At 71.1% G+C, this 19,227-nt stretch carries 13 protein-coding genes and 1 tRNA gene; 12 read left to right on the top strand and 2 right to left on the bottom strand.

Annotated elements, in window-relative coordinates:
• Positions 1–172 precede the first annotated feature (172 nt).
• Positions 173–1,084, top strand: coding sequence for a polyphosphate kinase 2 (gene ppk2 / locus ACP7CD_RS03155; RefSeq protein ID WP_035924909.1), 912 nt, complete (start codon positions 173–175; stop codon positions 1,082–1,084).
• Between the two features lie 84 nt (positions 1,085–1,168).
• Here the strand turns inward: ppk2 and ACP7CD_RS03150 are convergent, their stop codons facing one another.
• Both ACP7CD_RS03150 and ACP7CD_RS03145 read right to left on the bottom strand, forming a co-directional pair.
• Positions 1,169–1,516: a hypothetical protein gene (locus tag ACP7CD_RS03150; RefSeq protein ID WP_017834232.1), complete on the bottom strand. Its 348-nt coding sequence runs from the start codon at positions 1,514–1,516 to the stop codon at positions 1,169–1,171.
• Positions 1,513–2,718, bottom strand: a complete 1,206-nt coding sequence (locus ACP7CD_RS03145) for a pyridoxal phosphate-dependent aminotransferase (protein WP_144836158.1) — start codon at positions 2,716–2,718, stop codon at positions 1,513–1,515. Before ACP7CD_RS03145 ends, ACP7CD_RS03150 begins: the two co-directional genes overlap by 4 nt.
• Before the next feature lie 283 nt (positions 2,719–3,001).
• Here ACP7CD_RS03145 and ACP7CD_RS03140 point away from each other — a divergent pair.
• From ACP7CD_RS03140 to ACP7CD_RS03090, 11 genes are all read left to right on the top strand, one after another.
• Positions 3,002–3,074, top strand: a tRNA-Trp gene (locus ACP7CD_RS03140).
• 110 nt (positions 3,075–3,184) lie between these two features.
• On the top strand, positions 3,185–3,457 hold the full coding sequence (gene secE / locus ACP7CD_RS03135) for a preprotein translocase subunit SecE (RefSeq protein WP_017833270.1): 273 nt from the start codon (positions 3,185–3,187) through the stop codon (positions 3,455–3,457).
• An 84-nt stretch (positions 3,458–3,541) separates the two neighbouring features.
• Positions 3,542–4,390, top strand: coding sequence for a transcription termination/antitermination protein NusG (gene nusG, locus ACP7CD_RS03130; protein ID WP_017833271.1), 849 nt, complete (start codon positions 3,542–3,544; stop codon positions 4,388–4,390).
• A gap of 146 nt (positions 4,391–4,536) precedes the next feature.
• Positions 4,537–4,968 (top strand): 50S ribosomal protein L11, encoded by a 432-nt coding sequence (rplK, locus tag ACP7CD_RS03125; RefSeq protein WP_017833272.1) that lies wholly within the window; start codon positions 4,537–4,539, stop codon positions 4,966–4,968.
• A gap of 89 nt (positions 4,969–5,057) precedes the next feature.
• Positions 5,058–5,765 carry a 50S ribosomal protein L1 gene (rplA, locus tag ACP7CD_RS03120; protein WP_017833273.1) on the top strand — a complete coding sequence of 236 codons (708 nt, stop codon included), beginning with the start codon at positions 5,058–5,060 and terminating at the stop codon, positions 5,763–5,765.
• Between the two features lie 145 nt (positions 5,766–5,910).
• Positions 5,911–7,062 (top strand): GNAT family N-acetyltransferase, encoded by a 1,152-nt coding sequence (locus tag ACP7CD_RS03115; RefSeq protein ID WP_035924897.1) that lies wholly within the window; start codon positions 5,911–5,913, stop codon positions 7,060–7,062.
• A gap of 299 nt (positions 7,063–7,361) precedes the next feature.
• On the top strand, positions 7,362–7,886 hold the full coding sequence (gene rplJ, locus ACP7CD_RS03110; RefSeq protein WP_017833275.1) for a 50S ribosomal protein L10: 525 nt from the start codon (positions 7,362–7,364) through the stop codon (positions 7,884–7,886).
• Positions 7,887–7,984: 98 nt separating this feature from the next.
• Positions 7,985–8,368: a 50S ribosomal protein L7/L12 gene (gene rplL, locus ACP7CD_RS03105; protein ID WP_017833276.1), complete on the top strand. Its 384-nt coding sequence runs from the start codon at positions 7,985–7,987 to the stop codon at positions 8,366–8,368.
• 197 nt (positions 8,369–8,565) lie between these two features.
• Positions 8,566–11,400, top strand: coding sequence for an aminomethyl-transferring glycine dehydrogenase (gene gcvP, locus ACP7CD_RS03100; protein WP_426118806.1), 2,835 nt, complete (start codon positions 8,566–8,568; stop codon positions 11,398–11,400).
• A gap of 276 nt (positions 11,401–11,676) precedes the next feature.
• The gene (gene rpoB, locus ACP7CD_RS03095) at positions 11,677–15,186 is read left to right on the top strand and encodes a DNA-directed RNA polymerase subunit beta (RefSeq protein WP_017833278.1); all 3,510 of its coding nucleotides are present in this window, start codon (positions 11,677–11,679) and stop codon (positions 15,184–15,186) included.
• 61 nt (positions 15,187–15,247) lie between these two features.
• Positions 15,248–19,132, top strand: a complete 3,885-nt coding sequence (locus ACP7CD_RS03090; RefSeq protein WP_115162903.1) for a DNA-directed RNA polymerase subunit beta' — start codon at positions 15,248–15,250, stop codon at positions 19,130–19,132.
• Positions 19,133–19,227: the final 95 nt, after the last annotated feature.

Here is a 19,227-nt window from a genome sequence, read left to right as displayed (position 1 = left end):
GGTGGGCGGGGCGTGCGTGGCGGCCGGACGTGCGCCGGCACGCCCAGTCTAGTGAGTCCGGGCCCGGGCGGCAGGGCCGGGCCCGGCCGTGTTGGCCCCCGGCGCCGCCCGCCGGCCCGCGGCCTAGACTTCCGGGAAGGGGGCCCCGACGGGCCCGGAAGGAGGGGTGGCGTTGAACACGGACAAGGAACCGGCCCGGGAGAACCTGCGGGAGTTCATCGACAAGCTGGTCGACCAGGGGTACACGGTGCGGGACGGGCAGTCCCCGGACCCGGATCTCATCGATCCCGGGGGATCGGCCGTGGAGACCTGGCGGGAGGACTACCCGTACGACGAGCGGCTGTCGCGCGAGGAGTACGAGCTCGAGAAGTACCAGCTGCAGATCGAGCTGCTGAAGTTCCAGTACTGGGGCCAGGACCACGACCTCCAGCACGTCATCGTGTTCGAGGGCCGGGACGCCGCCGGCAAGGGCGGGACGATCAAGCGGTTCACCGAGCACCTCAACCCGCGCGCCGCCCGGGTGGTGGCCCTGACGAAGCCCTCGGACCGGGAGCGGGGCCAGTGGTACTTCCAGCGCTACATCCAGCACCTGCCCACGGCGGGGGAGATCGTGATGTTCGACCGCTCCTGGTACAACCGCGCCAACGTCGAGCGCGTCATGGGCTTCTGCACGGACCCGCAGTACGAGCAGTTCATGGCCCAGGCGCCCGTCTTCGAGAAGATGCTCGTGGACTCCGGCATCCACCTCACCAAGTTCTGGTTCTCCGTGACCCAGCACGAGCAGCGCACCCGGTTCGCGATCCGCCAGATCGACCCCGTGCGCCGGTGGAAGCTCTCGCCCATGGACCTGGCGTCCCTGGACCGGTGGGAGGACTACACCGAGGCGAAGGAGGAGATGTTCCTGCGCACGGACACCGACCACGCCCCGTGGATCACGGTGAAGTCCAACGACAAGAAGCGCGCCCGGCTCAACGCGATGCGCTTCTTCCTGGACCAGTTCGACTACGAGGACAAGGACCCGGACGTGGTCTATCCCCCCGACCCGCTGATCGTGCGCCGCGGCCTGGAGGCCGTCGGCGACTGAGGTGCGGCCCGGGGACGCGGGACGACGACGGCGCCGCCCGTCCCCTTCCGGGGGCGGGCGGCGCCGGTGCGCGGCGGTCGCGGCTCAGCGGCCGGGGCGGTCCACCAGGACGGTGTTGGCGGCGGCGTTGACGGCGGTCACGGCCAGGACCGACGGCCAGGCCCCGATCCGCCGGGCCAGCGGGTGGGAGAGCCCGAAGCCCAGGACGTAGAGCGCGCCGAGCGCCGCCGTGGTGCCCGGCCCGCCGCGGTGCCACCACGTGTGGGCGGCCGCCGCGCCGGCCGCGGCCAGCACCGCCCCGCCCAGGGGGCGGACGCCGGTCGCCCGGGCGGTGGCGTACCCGCCGATCAGCCCGGCGCTCACGAGCGCCGCCGCGGGCACCTGCTCCGCCGCGGCCACGGCGGTGTCCCGGGCGTCCGTCGCGGCACTCACGCGGCGCCGCCCAGGTACTCCTGGAGCCGGCGCAGGCCCTCCGCGAGGTCGTCGTCGCCGAGGGCGTAGGACAGGCGCAGGAAGCCGGAGGGGCCGAACGCCTCGCCGGGCACCACGGCCACCTCCGCCTGCTCCAGGATCAGCTCGGCCAGCTCGGCGGAGGTCTGCGGCGTCGCGTCGCCGAAGCGCCGGCCGAGCAGGCCCCGCACGTCCGCGTAGGCGTAGAACGCGCCGGTCGGGGTGGGGCACTCCACGCCGTCGATGGCGTTGAGGGCCTCGACCATGACCCGGCGGCGGCGGTCGAAGGCCTCCCGCATCCGGTGGGCCTCGTCGAGCGGGCCGGACACGGCCGCCAGCGCGGCCCGCTGGGCCACGTTGTTGACGTTGGAGGTCAGGTGGGACTGCAGGTTCGTGGCCGCCTTGATGACGTCGGGGGCACCGATCATCCAGCCCACCCGCCAGCCGGTCATCGCGTACGTCTTGGCCACGCCGTTGAGGACGACCACGTTCTCGCCCAGCTCCGGCACGGCGGCGGCGATCGAGGTGAACGGCACGCCATCGTAGGTGAGGTGCTGGTAGATCTCGTCGGTCAGCACGAAGATCCCCTTCTCCGCCGCCCAGCGGCCCACGGCCGCGGTCTCCTCGGGGGAGTACACGGCGCCCGTGGGGTTCGACGGCGAGCAGAACAGCAGGGCCTTGGTGCGCTCGGTCCACGCCGCCTCGAGCAGCTCGGGGGTGACCTTGTAGCCGAGCTCCGGTCCGGCGAAGACCTCGACCGGGTTGCCCCCGGCGAGCTTGATGGCCTCGGGGTAGGTGGTCCAGTACGGGGCGGGCAGCAGGACGTCGTCGCCCTCGTCCACGACCGTCGCGAAGGCCTGGAACACGGCCTGCTTGCCGCCGTTGGTGACGAGCACCTGGGAGGGCTCCACCGCGTAGCCGTCGTCCCGGGCGGTCTGCTCGGCCACCGCCCTGCGCAGCTCGGGCAGGCCCGCGGCCGGCGTGTACCGGAAGTTCGCCGGGTCCTGCAGGGCGGCCGCGGCGGCGTCCACGATGTACTGGGGGGTCGGGAAGTCGGGCTCCCCGGCGCCGAAGCCGATCACGGGCCGGCCGGCGGCCTTGAGGGCCTTCGCCTTCGCGTCCACGGCGAGCGTCGCGGACTCTGCGATGGCGCCGACGCGCCGGGAGATGCGGGACGTGGTCATGACCGGGGGCCTCCTGGAGGGGAACGGGCGGTCTCCGCCGGGTGCGGGGACGGCGGTGCGGACGCCCCCATGCTACTCGGGCGTCCGCACCGCGGGCCCGGCGCCCCGGCGGCCGCGCCCGCCCGGATTGCACCCCGCCGCCCGGGTCGCCTAGGATGGACGACTGGTGTCATCGGCGCCTGCTCGGCCGCGCCGTCACGGCGGGACCGGATGGTAGAGTCGGTGACCGGGTCCGAGCGATCGAGACCGGCGTCCCCACGCCGGCCGAGGCCGCGAGGCACGTAGGGCAGTGGCGCAATTGGTAGCGCAGCGGTCTCCAAAACCGCAGGTTGCAGGTTCGAGTCCTGTCTGCCCTGCTCCAGTCCGGGGTGGTCCCCGGCACCCCCACGGGGGTGCCGGGAGCCGCCGCGGCGACGGCGGGCCGGCAGCACTGCGCGGCACGCACGAGTCCACACAGGGAGAGCCGATGTCGCAGACCACCGCCGGCCGCGCGTCGGGCCAGCCCCCGGAGCAGGGTGCGGAGAGCCCCCGCGGCGTCTTCGGGCGCCTGTTCCTGTTCCTGCGCCAGGTCGTCGGCGAGCTCCGGAAGGTGGTCACCCCCACCCGGCGCGAACTGGTCAACTACGTCCTGGTCGTCCTCGTGTTCGTCGCGTTCATGATGGTGCTCATCTCGGTCCTGGACCTGGCGTTCGGCCAGGCCGCCCTGTGGATCTTCGGGCAGGGGGACGCCGCCGGCTGATCCGGGCGGCGCACGGACCGGCGCGGCCGGCCACCGTGACCCAGCAGAGCACGACATCCACGAAAGAACTTTGAGGGAGATCCAGTGACCGAGCACGAGCTCGAAAACGGCACCGAGGCACCGGCCGAGGTCGACCAGCAGGCTCCGGAGCTGCCGGAGGCCGAGACCTCCGTGCAGGAGGACGACTTCGCGGCCGCCCACGACCCGGAGCACGCCCCGGTCGCCGACGAGGCTCCCGCCGCGCCCGCCGACGAGGAGGCCCCGCTCGAGGCGGAGGCCCCGGCCGACGAGGAGGCCCCCGCGGCCGAGGACGAGGCGCCCGCCGTGGACCCCGTCGAGGAGTTCAAGTCGAAGCTGCGCCGCCAGGAGGGTGACTGGTACGTCATCCACACCTACGCCGGCTACGAGAACCGCGTGAAGACGAACCTCGAGACCCGCATCCAGTCCCTCAACATGGAGGACGACATCTTCCAGATCGAGGTGCCGATGGAGGAGGTCGTCGAGATCAAGAACGCCCAGCGCAAGATCGTGCGCCGGGTGCGGATCCCGGGCTACGTGCTGGTGCGCATGAACCTCACCGACGCCTCCTGGGGCGCGGTCCGCCACACCCCGGGCGTCACCGGCTTCGTCGGCCAGGACGCCTACAACCCGGTGCCGCTGCGCCTCGACGAGGTCTTCGAGATGCTCAACCCGGTCTTCGAGGCGCCGCAGGGCGCGGGGGCCGAGTCCTCCGCCCAGCCCAGCGCGCAGCCGCAGATCGACGTCGACTTCGAGGTCGGCGAGTCCGTCATCGTCAAGGAGGGCCCCTTCGAGACCCTCCCCGCCACGATCTCCGAGATCAAGGTGGAGTCCCAGCAGCTGGTCGTCCTCGTGTCGATCTTCGAGCGCGAGACCCCCGTCACCCTCGGCTTCAACCAGGTCTCCAAGATCTGAGCCCCGCGGGCCGCTCCGGCCCGCCCCAGTTCCCGGCCCCGCGGTGCATGCTTCGCCGCCGGGCCGCCCGGCCGCCGCGCCACGGCGGCCACCCGCCGTCGTACGCTCCTGTGCGCCGGTACGTCCAGCAGAAGAAGGACCAGCACATGGCTCCCAAGAAGAAGAAGGTCTCCGGCCTGATCAAGCTGCAGATCCAGGCAGGCGCCGCCAACCCGGCTCCTCCCGTGGGTCCGGCCCTCGGTCAGCACGGCGTCAACATCATGGAATTCTGCAAGGCCTACAACGCGGCCACGGAGTCCCAGCGCGGCAACATCGTGCCCGTGGAGATCACGGTCTACGAGGACCGCTCGTTCACCTTCGTCACGAAGACCCCGCCCGCCGCGCAGCTGATCAAGAAGGCCGCCGGCGTCGCCAAGGGCTCGGGTGTCCCGCACACCCAGAAGGTCGGCAAGCTCAGCATGGACCAGGTCCGCGAGATCGCCGAGACCAAGAAGGAAGACCTCAACGCCAACGACATCGACGCCGCCGCGAAGATCATCGCCGGCACCGCCCGCTCCATGGGCATCGAGGTCGAGTGACCAGCCTCGGCTGATCACCACCCACCGTTATTGACGTGGCAGGGCCGAGCGCGGCCCGCAGACCACAACTGCACAAGGAGAAGAAGCAGATGGCAAAGCGCAGCAAGGCATACCAGGCGGCCGCCGCCAAGATCGACGCGGGCACGCTGTACGCCCCGGCCGAGGCCGTGGCCCTGGCCAAGGAGCTCGACACCGCGAAGACCGACTCCACCGTGGAGGTCGTCCTCCGCCTCGGTGTCGACCCCCGCAAGGCCGACCAGATGGTCCGCGGCACCGTGAACCTGCCCAACGGCACCGGCAAGACCGCCCGCGTCGTCGTCTTCGCGACCGGCGACAAGGCCGCCGCCGCGGAGGAGGCCGGAGCGGACTACGTCGGCTCCGACGACCTGATCGCCCGCATCCAGGGCGGCTGGACCGACTTCGACGCCGCCGTGGCCACCCCGGACATGATGGGCAAGGTCGGCCGGCTGGGCAAGGTCCTCGGCCCCCGCAACCTGATGCCGAACCCCAAGACCGGCACCGTCACCATGGACGTGACCAAGGCCGTCAACGACATCAAGGGCGGCAAGATCGACTTCCGCGTCGACAAGCACTCGAACCTGCACTTCATCGTGGGCAAGACGTCCTTCGAGCTCGAGAAGCTGGCGGAGAACTACGGCGCCGCCCTCGAGGAGATCCTGCGCCTGAAGCCCTCCGCGTCGAAGGGCCGCTACATCACGAAGGCGACCGTCTCGACCACGTTCGGGCCGGGCATCCCGGTCGACCCGAACGCCACCGAGGTCGTCGTCGGCGCCTGACGCCGTGCACCGGAGCCCGCGGGGCTCCGACGGGTGGGGGCCCGGCCGATGCGGCCGGGCCCCTTCCCGTCCGACGGGACCATTCCTCCCACGACCCAGCAGCCGGCGGGCGTCCGCCGGCGCCCACGGAACGGAGACCCCCCACGTGAGCGAGCACCCCCCGGTGCGCATCGAGCAGATGCGCATCCCCGACGAGTTCGACGACGCCGCGCAGGAGCTGCTGGGGCGCGTCGCGGAGCTCGTGCGCCGGTCCCGGCAGCACGTGTGGGGGATCTCGGACCTCACCGGTGACGCCCAGGAGCTCTACCGGGACCTGCTGGACCCCTTCGAGCGCGTGGTCGTCCTGCTGGCGTGGGCCGGGGACCGGCTGGCGGGACGGGCCGAGGTGCGGATGCCCCTGGTCACGCTCACCGACTCCGCCCACATCACCGTCGACGTGGACCCCGACGTCACCTCCCAGGGCACCGGCAGCGAGCTGCTGGCCGCCGCCGAGCAGCTCGCCGTGGGCGAGTCCCGCCGGCACCTGCGGATCCAGACCGAGCACCCCGGGCCCGAGGAGATCCAGGGCGACGGCAGCGTCACCGGGGTCTTCCCGCTGGTCACGCCCGGGATGGTCGAGTGGGTGGACGCCGCCGACGGCTCGGGCCGGCTGCCCGTGTCCAACCGGCAGACCCGCTTCGCCCTCAGCGCCGGCTACCGGCTCGAGTCGGTCAGCGACTTCGGGGTGCTGGACGTCCCCCTGCCGCCCGAGCGCGTCGCGGCCCTGCTGGACGAGGTCGCGGCCTCGCCGGCGCAGGAGCCGTACCGGATCCACGTCTGGAGCGGCCCGGCCCCCGAGGACCGGCTCGACGAGCTCGCCGCCCTGCACTCGCGCATGGCGACCGACTCGTTCCTGGCCCCCGTGGCCGCCGCCGAGCCAGAGCCCTGGGACGCCGAGCGCGTGCGGCGCACCGAGCAGCTGCGCGCCGAGGCGGGCAACCTCTCGCTCGTGGCCGTCGCCGAGCACGAGCCCACCGGACGCCTCGTCGGGATGACCGAGATCGTCCTGGCGGGGGAGGAGCCGCCGATCGGGATGCAGGACGAGACCGTGGTCCTGCGCGAGCACCGCCGCCGGTGGCTCGCCACCCGGCTGAAGCTGGCCAACCTGCAGCAGCTCGAGCGGCTGGCCCCGAGCGTGCGCACCGTCTACTCCTGGAGCCACAGCGGCGACGACCGGATGAGCCGGGTCAACGCCCGGCTGGGCTTCCGCGTGGCCGGGCGCAGCGGCGTGTGGGCCCGCGACTTCCCCTCCGCCTGAGCCGGGTCCGGGGCCGCCCCGGAGCCGATTTGGCCGCGGCGGGGGCCTCCGGTAGCCTGGGAGACACCAAAGACCGCCGGTCGTGGTCCCCCTGCCCCGTGCGCCCCGTTTCGGAGTGCGCGAAGCGGGAGGACAGCCGTAAGAGTTCCGCCAGGAACCGCCAGCGCAGGTGAACCAGCACAGCGAGCACGTCCCGTCCTGCACGGGGTGCGACGCCGAGCCCCGGGCATCTGCGCGGGGCTTTTTCTGTGCCCGGGCCCTTGCGGCAGCGACCGGCATCGAAGACCGGAAGGAGTACCATGGCGAACCCGGAAAAGGCAGCCGCGGTCGCCGAGTTGAAGGAACTGTTCTCCAACTCGGACGCCGCTGTCCTGACTGAGTACCGCGGCCTCACCGTGGCCCAGCTCAAGGAGCTGCGCCGCTCGCTCGGTGAGAACGCCGAATACGCCGTGGTGAAGAACACGCTGACCGCGATCGCGGCCAAGGAGCTGGGGATCGACGCGTTCGACGGCCAGCTCGCCGGCCCGAGCGCGATCGCCTTCATCTCGGGGGACCCCGTCGAGGCCGCCAAGAGCCTGCGTGACTTCGCCAAGGCGAACCCGCAGCTCGTCGTCAAGGGCGGTTACCTCGAGGGCAAGGCCCTGAGCGACGCGGAGATCAAGCAGCTCGCGGACCTCGAGTCCCGCGAGGTGCTGCTGGCCAAGGTGGCCGGTGCCGCGCAGGCGTCCCTGTCCCAGGCCGCGGCGCTGTTCCAGGCACCGCTGTCGAAGACCGTCCGCACGGCCGAGGCGCTGCGCGCCAAGGTCGAGGAGCAGGACGCCTGACCAGCATCCCCGCCGCGAGGCACATTCTCACCACGGAACCAGACCGTCCCGCGCCGACGAACCCGGCCGGGGCACACCATCGAAAAGGAGCCACAACCATGGCCAAGCTCACCACCGCTGAACTGATCGACGCGTTCAAGGAGCTCTCCCTCATCGAGCTCTCCGAGTTCGTGAAGGCCTTCGAGGAGACCTTCGACGTCACCGCCGCCGCCCCCGTGGCCGTCGCCGGTGCCGCCGCTCCGGCCGCCGCCGCCGAGGAGGCCGAGGAGCAGACCGAGTTCGACGTCGTCCTCGAGGCCGCCGGCGAGAAGAAGATCCAGGTCATCAAGGAGGTCCGCGCGCTGACCTCCCTCGGCCTCAAGGAGGCCAAGGACCTCGTGGACTCGGCCCCCAAGGCCGTCCTCGAGGGCGCCACCAAGGAGGCCGCGGACAAGGCCAAGGAGGCCCTCGAGGGCGCCGGCGCCACCGTCACCCTCAAGTAGACCCCGGACGCGTCCCTTCACGGACGCTCCTGCGAGGCCCCGGACGCACGGCGTCCGGGGCCTCGTGCCGTGCCGGGCCCGGACGGTCTGTGGGAGACTGGGGGCACGACCACATCGGCCGCCCACGCGCAGCGGGAGAGTCCGGGCGGGGGAGGGCGGACGGGCCCCACCGGGCCTCGGACCACGAGGAGCTCACCTTGTCCTTCCTGCCACGCCACCTCGGCCCGGACGCCGCCGAGACCGCGATCATGCTCGAGACCGTCGGCGCGGCCGACCTCGACGAGCTCGTCGCCCGCGCCGTCCCCGCGACCATCGCCTCCTCCGAGCCGCTGGGCCTGCCCGCCCCGATGTCCGAGCACGAGGCCCTCGCGGCGCTGCGCCGGGTCGCGGCGAAGAACCGGGTGATGACCCAGATGATCGGGCAGGGCTACGCGGACACCGTCACCCCGCCCGCGCTGCGCCGCAACATCCTCGAGAACCCCGCCTGGTACACCTCCTACACCCCCTACCAGCCCGAGATCTCGCAGGGCCGCCTCGAGGCCCTGCTCACGTTCCAGAACGCCGTCATGGACCTCACCGGCCTGGACCTGGCGAACGCCTCCCTCCTGGACGAGGCCACCGCGGTGGCCGAGGCCGTGCTCATGATGCGCCGGGCCAACCGGAAGGCCACGAGCCGGCGCGTCGTCGTCGACGCCCGGACGCTCCCGCAGACCCTCGCCGTGCTGCGCGGGCGCTGCCGGGCCGTGGGCATCGAGCTGGTCGTCGCCGACCTCGCCGAGGGGCTGCCCGAGGGCGAGCTCTTCGGGGTGGTCCTGACCCAGGTGGGCGTCGACGGCGAGGTCGTCCCCCTCGCCGAGCGCGCCGAGGAGGCGCACGCGCGGGGGGCGCTCGTGGCCGTGGCCACCGACCTGCTGGCCCTGACCCTGCTGCGCTCCCCGGGGGAGCAGGGCGCGGACATCGCCGTGGGCTCGGCCCAGCGCTTCGGGGTGCCCCTGTTCTTCGGCGGGCCCCACGCCGCGTTCCTCGCCTGCCGCAAGGGCCTCGAGCGGAACCTGCCCGGTCGCCTGGTGGGCGTCTCCACCGACTCCTCCGGCCGGCCCGCCTACCGGCTGGCCCTGCAGACCCGCGAGCAGCACATCCGCCGTGAGAAGGCCACCTCGAACATCTGCACCGCCCAGGCGCTGCTGGCCGTCGTGGCCGGCGCCTACGCCGCCTACCACGGCGCGGACGGGCTCCGCGCCATCGCCGAGCGCGTGCACGGGCTGGCCGCCCGCCTGGCCGCCGGGCTCGCCGCGGCGGGCGTGCGCGTGGTCCACGACCGGTTCTTCGACACCGTGCTCGCCGAGGTCCCCGGCCGCGCCGACGCCGTCGTGGCCGCCGCCGCGGAGCGTGGGATCAACGTCCGCCGGGCCGGCGCGGACCACGTCTCCGTGTCGGTGGGGGAGCCCCACGACGAGCGCGACGTCGACGCCGTGCTCGCGGCCTTCGGCGCCGCGGCCGTCGACGAGCCGGGCGCGGGCGGGGCGTGGGACCTGCCCGCCGAGCTGCTGCGCACCGACTCCTACCTGACCCACCCTGTGTTCGCGCTGCACCGCTCCGAGACCGCGATGATGCGCTGGCTGCGCTCCCTCGCGGACAAGGACCTGGCCCTCGACCGGACCATGATCCCGCTCGGCTCCTGCACCATGAAGCTCAACGCCGCCGCGGAGATGGAGCCCATCAGCTGGCCCGAGTTCGCCTCGATCCACCCGCTCGCCCCCGAGGACCAGACCCTCGGCTGGCGCGAGCTCATCGCCCAGCTCGAGTCCTGGCTCACGGAGATCACCGGCTACGCCGCGGTCTCCGTCCAGCCCAACGCCGGCTCCCAGGGCGAGCTCGCCGGGCTCCTCGCGATCCGCCGCTACCACCTCTCCCGGGGCGACCGGCAGCGCACCACCGTCCTCATCCCGTCCTCGGCCCACGGCACCAACGCCGCCTCCGCGGTGCTCGCGGACCTCAAGGTGGTGGTCGTGGCCACCGCCGGGGACGGCTCCGTGGACCTGGACGACCTCGCCGCGAAGATCGGGAGCGTGGGGGAGGAGCTGGCGGGCATCATGGTCACCTACCCCTCCACGCACGGCGTGTTCGAGGAGCAGATCACGGCCGTGTGCGAGGCCGTGCACGCGGCGGGGGGCCAGGTCTACGTGGACGGCGCCAACCTCAACGCGCTCATGGGCCTCGCCCGGCCGGGCCGCTTCGGCGGGGACGTCTCCCACCTGAACCTGCACAAGACCTTCTGCATCCCGCACGGCGGCGGGGGGCCCGGCGTGGGGCCCGTGGCCGTGGCGGAGCACCTCGTGCCGTTCCTGCCCGGGGACCCCGCGGCCCCGGACGGCGGGGAGGACTCCTTCCCCGTGTCCCAGGCCCGCCACGGGTCGGCCGGGGTGCTGCCGATCTCCTGGATGTACATCGCCATGACCGGCGCGGAGGGGCTCACCGCGTCGTCGCGCACCGCGATCCTCAGCGCGAACTACGTCTCCGCCCGGCTGGCCGACGTCTTCCCGACCCTCTACACCGGCCCGGGCGGGTTCGTGGCCCACGAGTGCATCCTCGACCTGCGCGCGCTCACGAAGGCCTCCGGGGTAACCGCGGAGGACGTCTGCAAGCGGCTCGTCGACTACGGCTTCCACGCCCCCACCCTCGCGTTCCCGGTGGCGGGCACGCTCATGGTGGAGCCCACGGAGTCCGAGAACCTCGCGGAGCTCGACCGGTTCGTGGCCGCGATGCGCGCGATCCACGCGGAGATGACCGCCGTGGCCGACGGCGAGGTCGCACTCGAGGACTCGGTCCTGCGCCGCGCGCCGCACACCGCGGAGGTGCTCACGGCCGACGAGTGGGACCGTGCCTACCCCCGGTCCCGGGCCGCCTACCCGCTGCCCGAGCTGCGCCGCGCCAAGTTCTGGCCGCCCGTGGGCCGGGTGGAGAACGCCGCCGGGGACCGCAACCTGGTCTGCAGCTGCCCGCCGGTCGAGGCGTTCGCGGCCGCGGGCTGACCCGCGGGCCCGGCGCCCCCGGTGCCGGTGAGACCCGGAGCACGAAATTTCCCATCCTACGACCGGTGGACGCCCGCGTCCACCGGTCGTGTGGACAGAGCCGCACTTCGCGTCTATGCTGGATCTTTGCGTTGTCCCTCATTCTGCGTGCCTTCATATAGCGGTGGGCGCCCCCGGGGAGCGAACCAGCATCTCGAGTCCGCTGGCCCTCGCCCACCCGTATCCCCGATTCGGGAACTGCGCGATTCAACTGCAGGTCTGTGGAAGGAATCCATCTTGGTCGCCTCGAGCACCGATTCGAACGTAACCGCTAACCGACCGGCCGACGGGAACATCCCGCGCCGCATCTCCTTCGCCAAGATCCATGAACCGCTGGACGTGCCGAACCTGCTGGCCCTCCAGACGGACAGCTTCGACCGTCTCGTGGGCAACGAGCGGTGGCAGGCCCGGGTCCAGCAGGCCATCGAGACCGGGGAGCAGGGCATCGCCCGCACCTCCGGGCTGTCCGACATCTTCGAGGAGATCTCCCCGATCGAGGACTTCCAGGGCACCATGTCCCTGTCCTTCTCGGAGCCGGAGTTCTACGACCCGAAGTACACCATGGACGAGTGCAAGGACCGGGACGCCACGTACTCGGCGCCCCTGTACGTCAAGGCCGAGTTCATGAACAACAACACGGGCGAGATCAAGCAGCAGACCGTGTTCATGGGCGACTTCCCGCTGATGACCGAGAAGGGCACCTTCGTCATCAACGGCACCGAGCGTGTCGTCGTGTCCCAGCTCGTCCGCTCGCCGGGCGCCTACTTCGAGCGCGGCCAGGACCGCACCTCGGACAAGGACATCTACTCCGCGAAGATCATCCCCTCGCGCGGCGCGTGGTTCGAGCTCGAGATCGACAAGCGCGACCAGGTGGGCGTGCGCCTCGACCGCAAGCGCAAGCAGTCGGTCACCGTGCTGCTCAAGGCTCTGGGCTGGAGCGAGTCCCGCATCCTCGAGGAGTTCGGGGAGTTCGACTCCATCCGGGCGACCCTCGAGAAGGACACCGTCGAGTCCCGCGAGGACGCGCTGCTGGACATCTACCGCAAGCTGCGCCCGGGGGAGCCGCCCACGGTCGACGCCGCGCAGGCGCTGCTCGACAACATGTACTTCAACTCCAAGCGCTACGACCTCGCGAAGGTCGGCCGGTACAAGATCAACCGGAAGCTGGGCCTCGACAAGGCGTTCGAGGACGAGGACGCCTCCGTGCTGTCGGTCGACGACATCGTCGCGATGATCCGCTACCTCGTCACCCTGCACGCCGGCGGCGGCACCATGAAGGGCGTGCGCGACGGCGAACCCCGCGAGGTCGTCGTGGACGTCGACGACATCGACCACTTCGGCAACCGCCGCATCCGCGCCGTGGGCGAGCTGATCGAGAACCAGATCCGCACGGGCCTGTCCCGCATGGAGCGCGTGGTGCGCGAGCGCATGACCACCCAGGACGTCGAGGCGATCACCCCGCAGACCCTGATCAACATCCGTCCCGTCGTGGCGGCGATCAAGGAGTTCTTCGGCACCTCGCAGCTGTCGCAGTTCATGGACCAGAACAACCCGCTCGCGGGCCTGACCCACAAGCGCCGCCTGTCCGCGCTCGGCCCGGGCGGTCTCTCCCGCGACCGCGCCGGCATGGAGGTCCGTGACGTCCACCCGTCGCACTACGGCCGCATGTGCCCGATCGAGACCCCCGAGGGCTCCAACATCGGCCTCATCGGCTCGCTGGCGACCTACGGGCGGATCAACCCGTTCGGCTTCATCGAGACCCCGTACCGCAAGGTCGTCGGCGGCCTCGTCACCGACGAGGTCGAGTACCTCACCGCCGACGACGAGCGCGGCGTGACGATCGCCCAGGCCAATGCCCCGCTGGGCCCGGACAACCGGTTCGCCGAGGACGCCGTCCTCGCGCGCGCCGCCGACGGCTCGGGCGAGGCCGTGCTGGTCGACCCGACCGCCGTGCAGTTCATGGACGTCTCCCCGCGCCAGATGGTGTCCGTGGCGACCGCGCTCATCCCGTACCTGGAGCACGACGACGCCAACCGCGCGCTCATGGGCGCCAACATGCAGCGCCAGGCCGTGCCGCTGCTCGAGTCCGAGGCCCCGCTCGTGGGCACCGGCATGGAGCGCTACGCGGCCCTGGACGCCGGGGACTCCGTGCTGGCCCGCAAGGCCGGCGTGGTCGAGGAGGTCTCGGCGAACCTCGTGCGCGTGCTCAACGACGACGGGACGACCACGGTCTACCCGATCAACAAGTTCACGCGCTCCAACCCGGGCAACACCTACAACCAGCGCGTCATCGTCTCCGAGGGCGATCGCGTCGAGGAGCGCTCGGTCATCGCCGACGGCCCCTCCACGGACCAGGGCGAGCTGGCCCTGGGCAAGAACCTGCTGGTCGCCTACATGTCCTGGGAGGGCCTCAACTACGAGGACGCGATCATCCTCTCCCAGCGCATGGTCTCGGAGGACGTGCTCACCTCGATCCACATCGAGGAGCACGAGATCGACGCCCGCGACACGAAGCTGGGCGCCGAGGAGATCACCCGGGACATCCCGAACGTGTCCGAGGAGGTGCTGTCCGCCCTCGACGAGCGCGGCATCATCCACATCGGCGCGGAGGTCCAGGCCGGCGACATCCTCGTGGGCAAGGTCACCCCGAAGGGCGAGACCGAGCTGACCCCGGAGGAGCGCCTGCTGCGGGCGATCTTCGGCGAGAAGTCCCGCGAGGTGCGCGACACGTCCCTGAAGGTGCCCCACGGCGAGTCCGGCACCGTCATCGGCGTGCGCGTCTTCGACCGCGACGACGAGGACGACGACCTGCCCGCGGGCGTCAACCAGGTGGTCCGGGTGTACGTGGCGCAGAAGCGCAAGATCACGGACGGCGACAAGCTCGCCGGCCGCCACGGCAACAAGGGCGTCATCTCGAAGATCCTGCCCCTGGAGGACATGCCGTTCCTCGAGGACGGGACCCCCGTGGACATCATCCTCAACCCGCTGGGCGTGCCCGGCCGCATGAACCTGGGGCAGGTCCTCGAGGTGCACACCGGCTGGCTCGCGAAGCAGGGCTGGAACATCGAGGGCGACCCCGAGTGGCTCGACCGGCTGCCGAACTTCCCGAAGCAGTCCGGCCCCACGAACGTGGCCACCCCGGTGTTCGACGGCGCGCGCGAGGAGGAGATCTTCGACCTCCTCGACCACACCAACCCGACGCGCGACGGCGTGCGGCTGATCGACCGGTCCGGCAAGGCCCGGCTGTTCGACGGCCGCTCCGGCGAGCCGTTCCCGGACCCGGTGTCGGTGGGCTACCAGTACATCCTGAAGCTGCACCACCTGGTGGACGACAAGATCCACGCGCGCTCCACCGGCCCGTACTCCATGATCACCCAGCAGCCGCTGGGCGGTAAGGCGCAGTTCGGCGGCCAGCGCTTCGGCGAGATGGAGGTCTGGGCGCTCGAGGCGTACGGCGCCGCCTACACGCTGCAGGAGCTGCTGACGGTCAAGTCCGACGACGTGCACGGGCGCGTGAAGGTCTACGAGGCCATCGTGAAGGGCGAGAACATCCCCGAGCCGGGTGTCCCCGAGTCCTTCAAGGTCCTCATCAAGGAGATGCAGTCGCTGTGCCTGAACGTCGAGGTGCTCTCGGCGGACGGCAACACCATCGAGATGCGCGATTCGGATGACGAGGTCTTCCGGGCGGCCGAGGAACTGGGCATCGATCTCTCGCACTCCGAGCCCAGCTCGGTCGAAGAGGTCTGATCCCGCTCGGTCCACCCCGACGAGACGTCAACTTTTCCAGAGAAAGAGATAAAGGACCCTCATGTCCAACGAATCTTCACTAGGCCTCATGCGGATCGGTCTTGCGACCGCGGAGGACATCCGGACCTGGTCCTACGGCGAGGTCAAGAAGCCGGAGACCATCAACTACCGCACGCTCAAGCCCGAGAAGGACGGCCTGTTCTGCGAGAAGATCTTCGGTCCCACCCGGGACTGGGAGTGCTACTGCGGCAAGTACAAGCGCGTGCGCTACAAGGGCATCATCTGCGAGCGCTGCGGCGTGGAGGTCACCCGGGCCAAGGTGCGCCGTGAGCGCATGGGCCACATCGAGCTCGCCGCTCCCGTGACCCACATCTGGTACTTCAAGGGCGTGCCCTCGCGGCTCGGCTACCTGCTGGACCTCGCCCCGAAGGACCTGGAGAAGGTCATCTACTTCGCGGCGTACATGATCACGTCGGTGGACGAGGACGCCCGCCACGACGACCTGCCGAACCTGCAGGCCGCCGTGGACCGGGAGAAGGCGCAGATGGAGTCCACCCGCGACTCCGACATCGCCGCGATCGCCCGCGACCTCGAGACCGAGCTCGGCCGGGTCGAGGAGGAGGGCGGCAAGGCCGCGGAGAAGCGCAAGCTCCGCGACTCCGCCGACCGCCAGATGGCCAACGTGCGCAAGCGCGCCAACCTGGAGATCGACCGCCTCGAGCAGGTCTGGGACCGCTTCAAGAACCTCAAGGTCAACGACCTCGAGGGAGACGAGGCGCTCTACCGCGTCATGGTGGACCGCTACGGCATGTACTTCGAGGGCTCGATGGGGGCCGAGGCGATCAAGAAGCGCCTCGAGACCTTCGACCTCGAGGCGGAGGCCGAGTCCCTGCGGGAGACCATCGCCACCGGCAAGGGTCAGCGCAAGACCCGCGCCCTGAAGCGGCTCAAGGTCGTCAACGCGTTCCTGACCACGGACAACTCGCCGCTGGGCATGGTCCTGGACGCCGTCCCGGTGATCCCGCCGGAGCTGCGCCCGATGGTCCAGCTCGACGGCGGCCGCTTCGCCACGTCGGACCTCAACGACCTCTACCGGCGCGTGATCAACCGCAACAACCGGCTCAAGCGCCTGCTGGACCTGGGCGCCCCGGAGATCATCGTCAACAACGAAAAGCGGATGCTGCAGGAGGCCGTGGACTCGCTGTTCGACAACGGCCGCCGCGGCCGCCCGGTCACCGGGCCGGGCAACCGTGCGCTGAAGTCGCTGTCCGACATGCTCAAGGGCAAGCAGGGCCGGTTCCGGCAGAACCTGCTCGGCAAGCGCGTCGACTACTCCGGCCGCTCGGTCATCGTGGTCGGCCCGCAGCTGAAGCTGCACCAGTGCGGTCTGCCGAAGCAGATGGCGCTGGAGCTGTTCAAGCCGTTCGTGATGAAGCGGCTGGTGGACCTCAACCACGCGCAGAACATCAAGTCGGCCAAGCGCATGGTCGAGCGCTACCGCCCCCAGGTGTGGGACGTGCTCGAGGAGGTCATCACCGAGCACCCCGTGCTGCTCAACCGTGCCCCCACCCTGCACCGTCTGGGCATCCAGGCGTTCGAGCCGCAGCTCGTCGAGGGCAAGGCCATCCAGCTCCACCCGCTCGTGTGCGGCGCGTTCAACGCCGACTTCGACGGCGACCAGATGGCCGTGCACCTGCCCCTGTCCCCGGAGGCCCAGGCCGAGGCGCGCATCCTGATGCTGTCCTCGAACAACATCCTGAAGCCCTCGGACGGCAAGCCGATCGCCCTGCCCTCGCAGGACATGATCATCGGGCTGTACCACCTCACCACCGTCCGCGAGGGCGAGGAGGGGGAGGGCCGCTCGTTCTCCTCCGTGGCCGAGGCGATCATGGCCCACGACGCAGGCCGGCTGCACCTCAACGCGCTGTGCCGGATCGAGCTCGACGACTTCGTGCCGTTCGAGGGCTGGGAGGCCCCCGAGGGCTGGGAGCCGGGTCAGCCGGTGCTGGTGCAGACCACGCTGGGCCGCGTGCTGTTCAACGAGACGCTGCCCGAGGACTACCCCTGGGACGAGGCCGTCGCGGACAAGAAGCACCTGTCCGCGCTGGTCAACGATCTCGCGGAGCGGTACCCGATGGTCACCGTGGCGCACACGCTGGACGAGCTCAAGGACGCCGGGTTCCACTGGGCGGCCCGCTCGGGCGTGACCGTGGCGATCTCGGACATCGCGACCCCGCCGGAGAAGCCCGCCATCATGGAGGGCTACGAGGCGCAGGCCGCGAAGATCCAGGGCCAGTACGACCGTGGTCTGATCGACGACGACGAGCGCCGCTCGGAGCTCATCGACATCTGGACCAAGGCCACGGACGAGGTCGCCCAGGCCATGCAGGCGAACCTGTCGCCGCTGAACACCATCAACCGCATGGTGTCCTCCGGCGCCCGAGGCAACTGGATGCAGGTCCGCCAGATCGCCGGCATCCGCGGGCTCGTGTCCAACCCCAAGGGCGAGATCATGCCCCGCCCGATCAAGTCCTCGTACCGCGAGGGCCTGTCGGTGCTGGAGTACTTCATCGCGACCCACGGTGCCCGCAAGGGCCTGGCCGACACCGCGCTGCGCACGGCGAACTCGGGCTACCTGACCCGTCGTCTCGTCGACGTCTCCCAGGACGTCATCGTGCGGGAGGCGGACTGCATGACGGAGCGCGGCCTGAACCTGCCGCTCGCCGACGTGCAGGAGAGCGGGTCCCGCGTGCTGCACGAGGACATCGAGAACACGGTGCACGGCCGGGTGCTCGCGGTGGACGTCGTGGACGCCAACGGCGAGATCCTGGCCGAGGCCGGCACGGAACTCTCCGACGGGCTCATCAGCGCCCTCTTCGCGGGCGGGGCCGACACGGTGCGCGTGCGCTCCGTGCTGACCTGCGAGTCCGCGGTGGGCGTCTGCGCGGCCTGCTACGGCCGCTCGCTGGCGTCCAACCAGCTGGTGGACATCGGCGAGGCCGTCGGCATCATCGCCGCGCAGTCCATCGGCGAGCCGGGCACGCAGCTCACGATGCGCACCTTCCACACCGGTGGTGTGGCGTCCTCGGACGGCGACATCACCCAGGGTCTGCCCCGTATCCAGGAGCTCTTCGAGGCCCGCACGCCCAAGGGCGTCGCGCCGATCTCGGAGGTCGCCGGGCGGGTCAGCATCGAGGACACCGAGAAGGCCCTGAAGCTCGTCGTGACCCCGGACAACGGTGACGAGGCGATCGGGTACCCGGTGCTGCGCCGCGCCAAGCTGCTCGTGACCGAGGGCGACCACGTCGAGGTCGGCCAGCAGCTGGTCTCGGGCGCCGTCGACCCCAAGGAGGTGCTGCGCATCCGCGGTCCGCGGCAGGCGCAGAAGCACCTCGTGGACGAGGTGCAGCGCGTGTACCGCTCCCAGGGCGTGGGCATCCACGACAAGCACGTCGAGGTCATCGTGCGGCAGATGCTGCGCCGCGTGACGATCATCGAGTCGGGCGAGACGGACCTGCTGCCGGGCGAGCTCGTCGAGAACGTGCGCTTCCTGGAGGCCAACCGCAAGGCCGTGGCCGAGAGCAGCCGGCCGGCCGCCGGCCGCCCGGAGCTGATGGGCATCACCAAGGCCTCGCTGGCCACCGACTCGTGGCTGTCGGCCGCGTCCTTCCAGGAGACCACCCGCGTGCTCACGCAGGCGGCCATGGAGGGCAAGTCCGACCCGCTGGTGGGCCTCAAGGAGAACGTGATCATCGGCAAGCTGATCCCGGCCGGCACCGGGCTCGCGCGGTACAACAACATCGACGTGGAGCCGACGGACGAGGCGAAGGCCTCGCTGTTCACGGAGCCGGGCTCGTTCTCGGACTTCAGCTACGCGGAGGAGAACTCCTCGCCCGCCGAGTTCCAGGCGATCCCGCTGGAGGACTACGACTTCGGCTCCAACTGAGGTCGGCGTCCCCCGCAGGACGTGATCACCCTCGTGGTCACCACGGCAGCCCCGTTCCGGAAGTAGCGTCTTCCGGGGCGGGGCTGCCCCCGTCC

Origin of the sequence: Kocuria sp. LHG3120 (assembly GCF_049897445.1) — a bacterium.
Classification (GTDB): domain Bacteria; phylum Actinomycetota; class Actinomycetes; order Actinomycetales; family Micrococcaceae; genus Kocuria; species Kocuria rosea.
This window is presented reverse-complemented; position numbering and strand designations above follow the sequence as displayed.

What these genes read in the sequence shown, in the direction of transcription:
- rplK (WP_017833272.1), top strand. Translation starts at nt 4,537, where the DNA reads ATGGCTCCCAAGAAGAAGAAGGTCTCCGGCCTGATCAAGCTGCAGATC.
- ACP7CD_RS03145 (WP_144836158.1), bottom strand. Translation starts at nt 2,718, where the DNA reads ATGACCACGTCCCGCATCTCCCGGCGCGTCGGCGCCATCGCAGAGTCC.
- secE (WP_017833270.1), top strand. Translation starts at nt 3,185, where the DNA reads ATGTCGCAGACCACCGCCGGCCGCGCGTCGGGCCAGCCCCCGGAGCAG.
- ACP7CD_RS03090 (WP_115162903.1), top strand. Translation starts at nt 15,248, where the DNA reads ATGTCCAACGAATCTTCACTAGGCCTCATGCGGATCGGTCTTGCGACC.
- rplJ (WP_017833275.1), top strand. Translation starts at nt 7,362, where the DNA reads ATGGCGAACCCGGAAAAGGCAGCCGCGGTCGCCGAGTTGAAGGAACTG.
- rplL (WP_017833276.1), top strand. Translation starts at nt 7,985, where the DNA reads ATGGCCAAGCTCACCACCGCTGAACTGATCGACGCGTTCAAGGAGCTC.
- rplA (WP_017833273.1), top strand. Translation starts at nt 5,058, where the DNA reads ATGGCAAAGCGCAGCAAGGCATACCAGGCGGCCGCCGCCAAGATCGAC.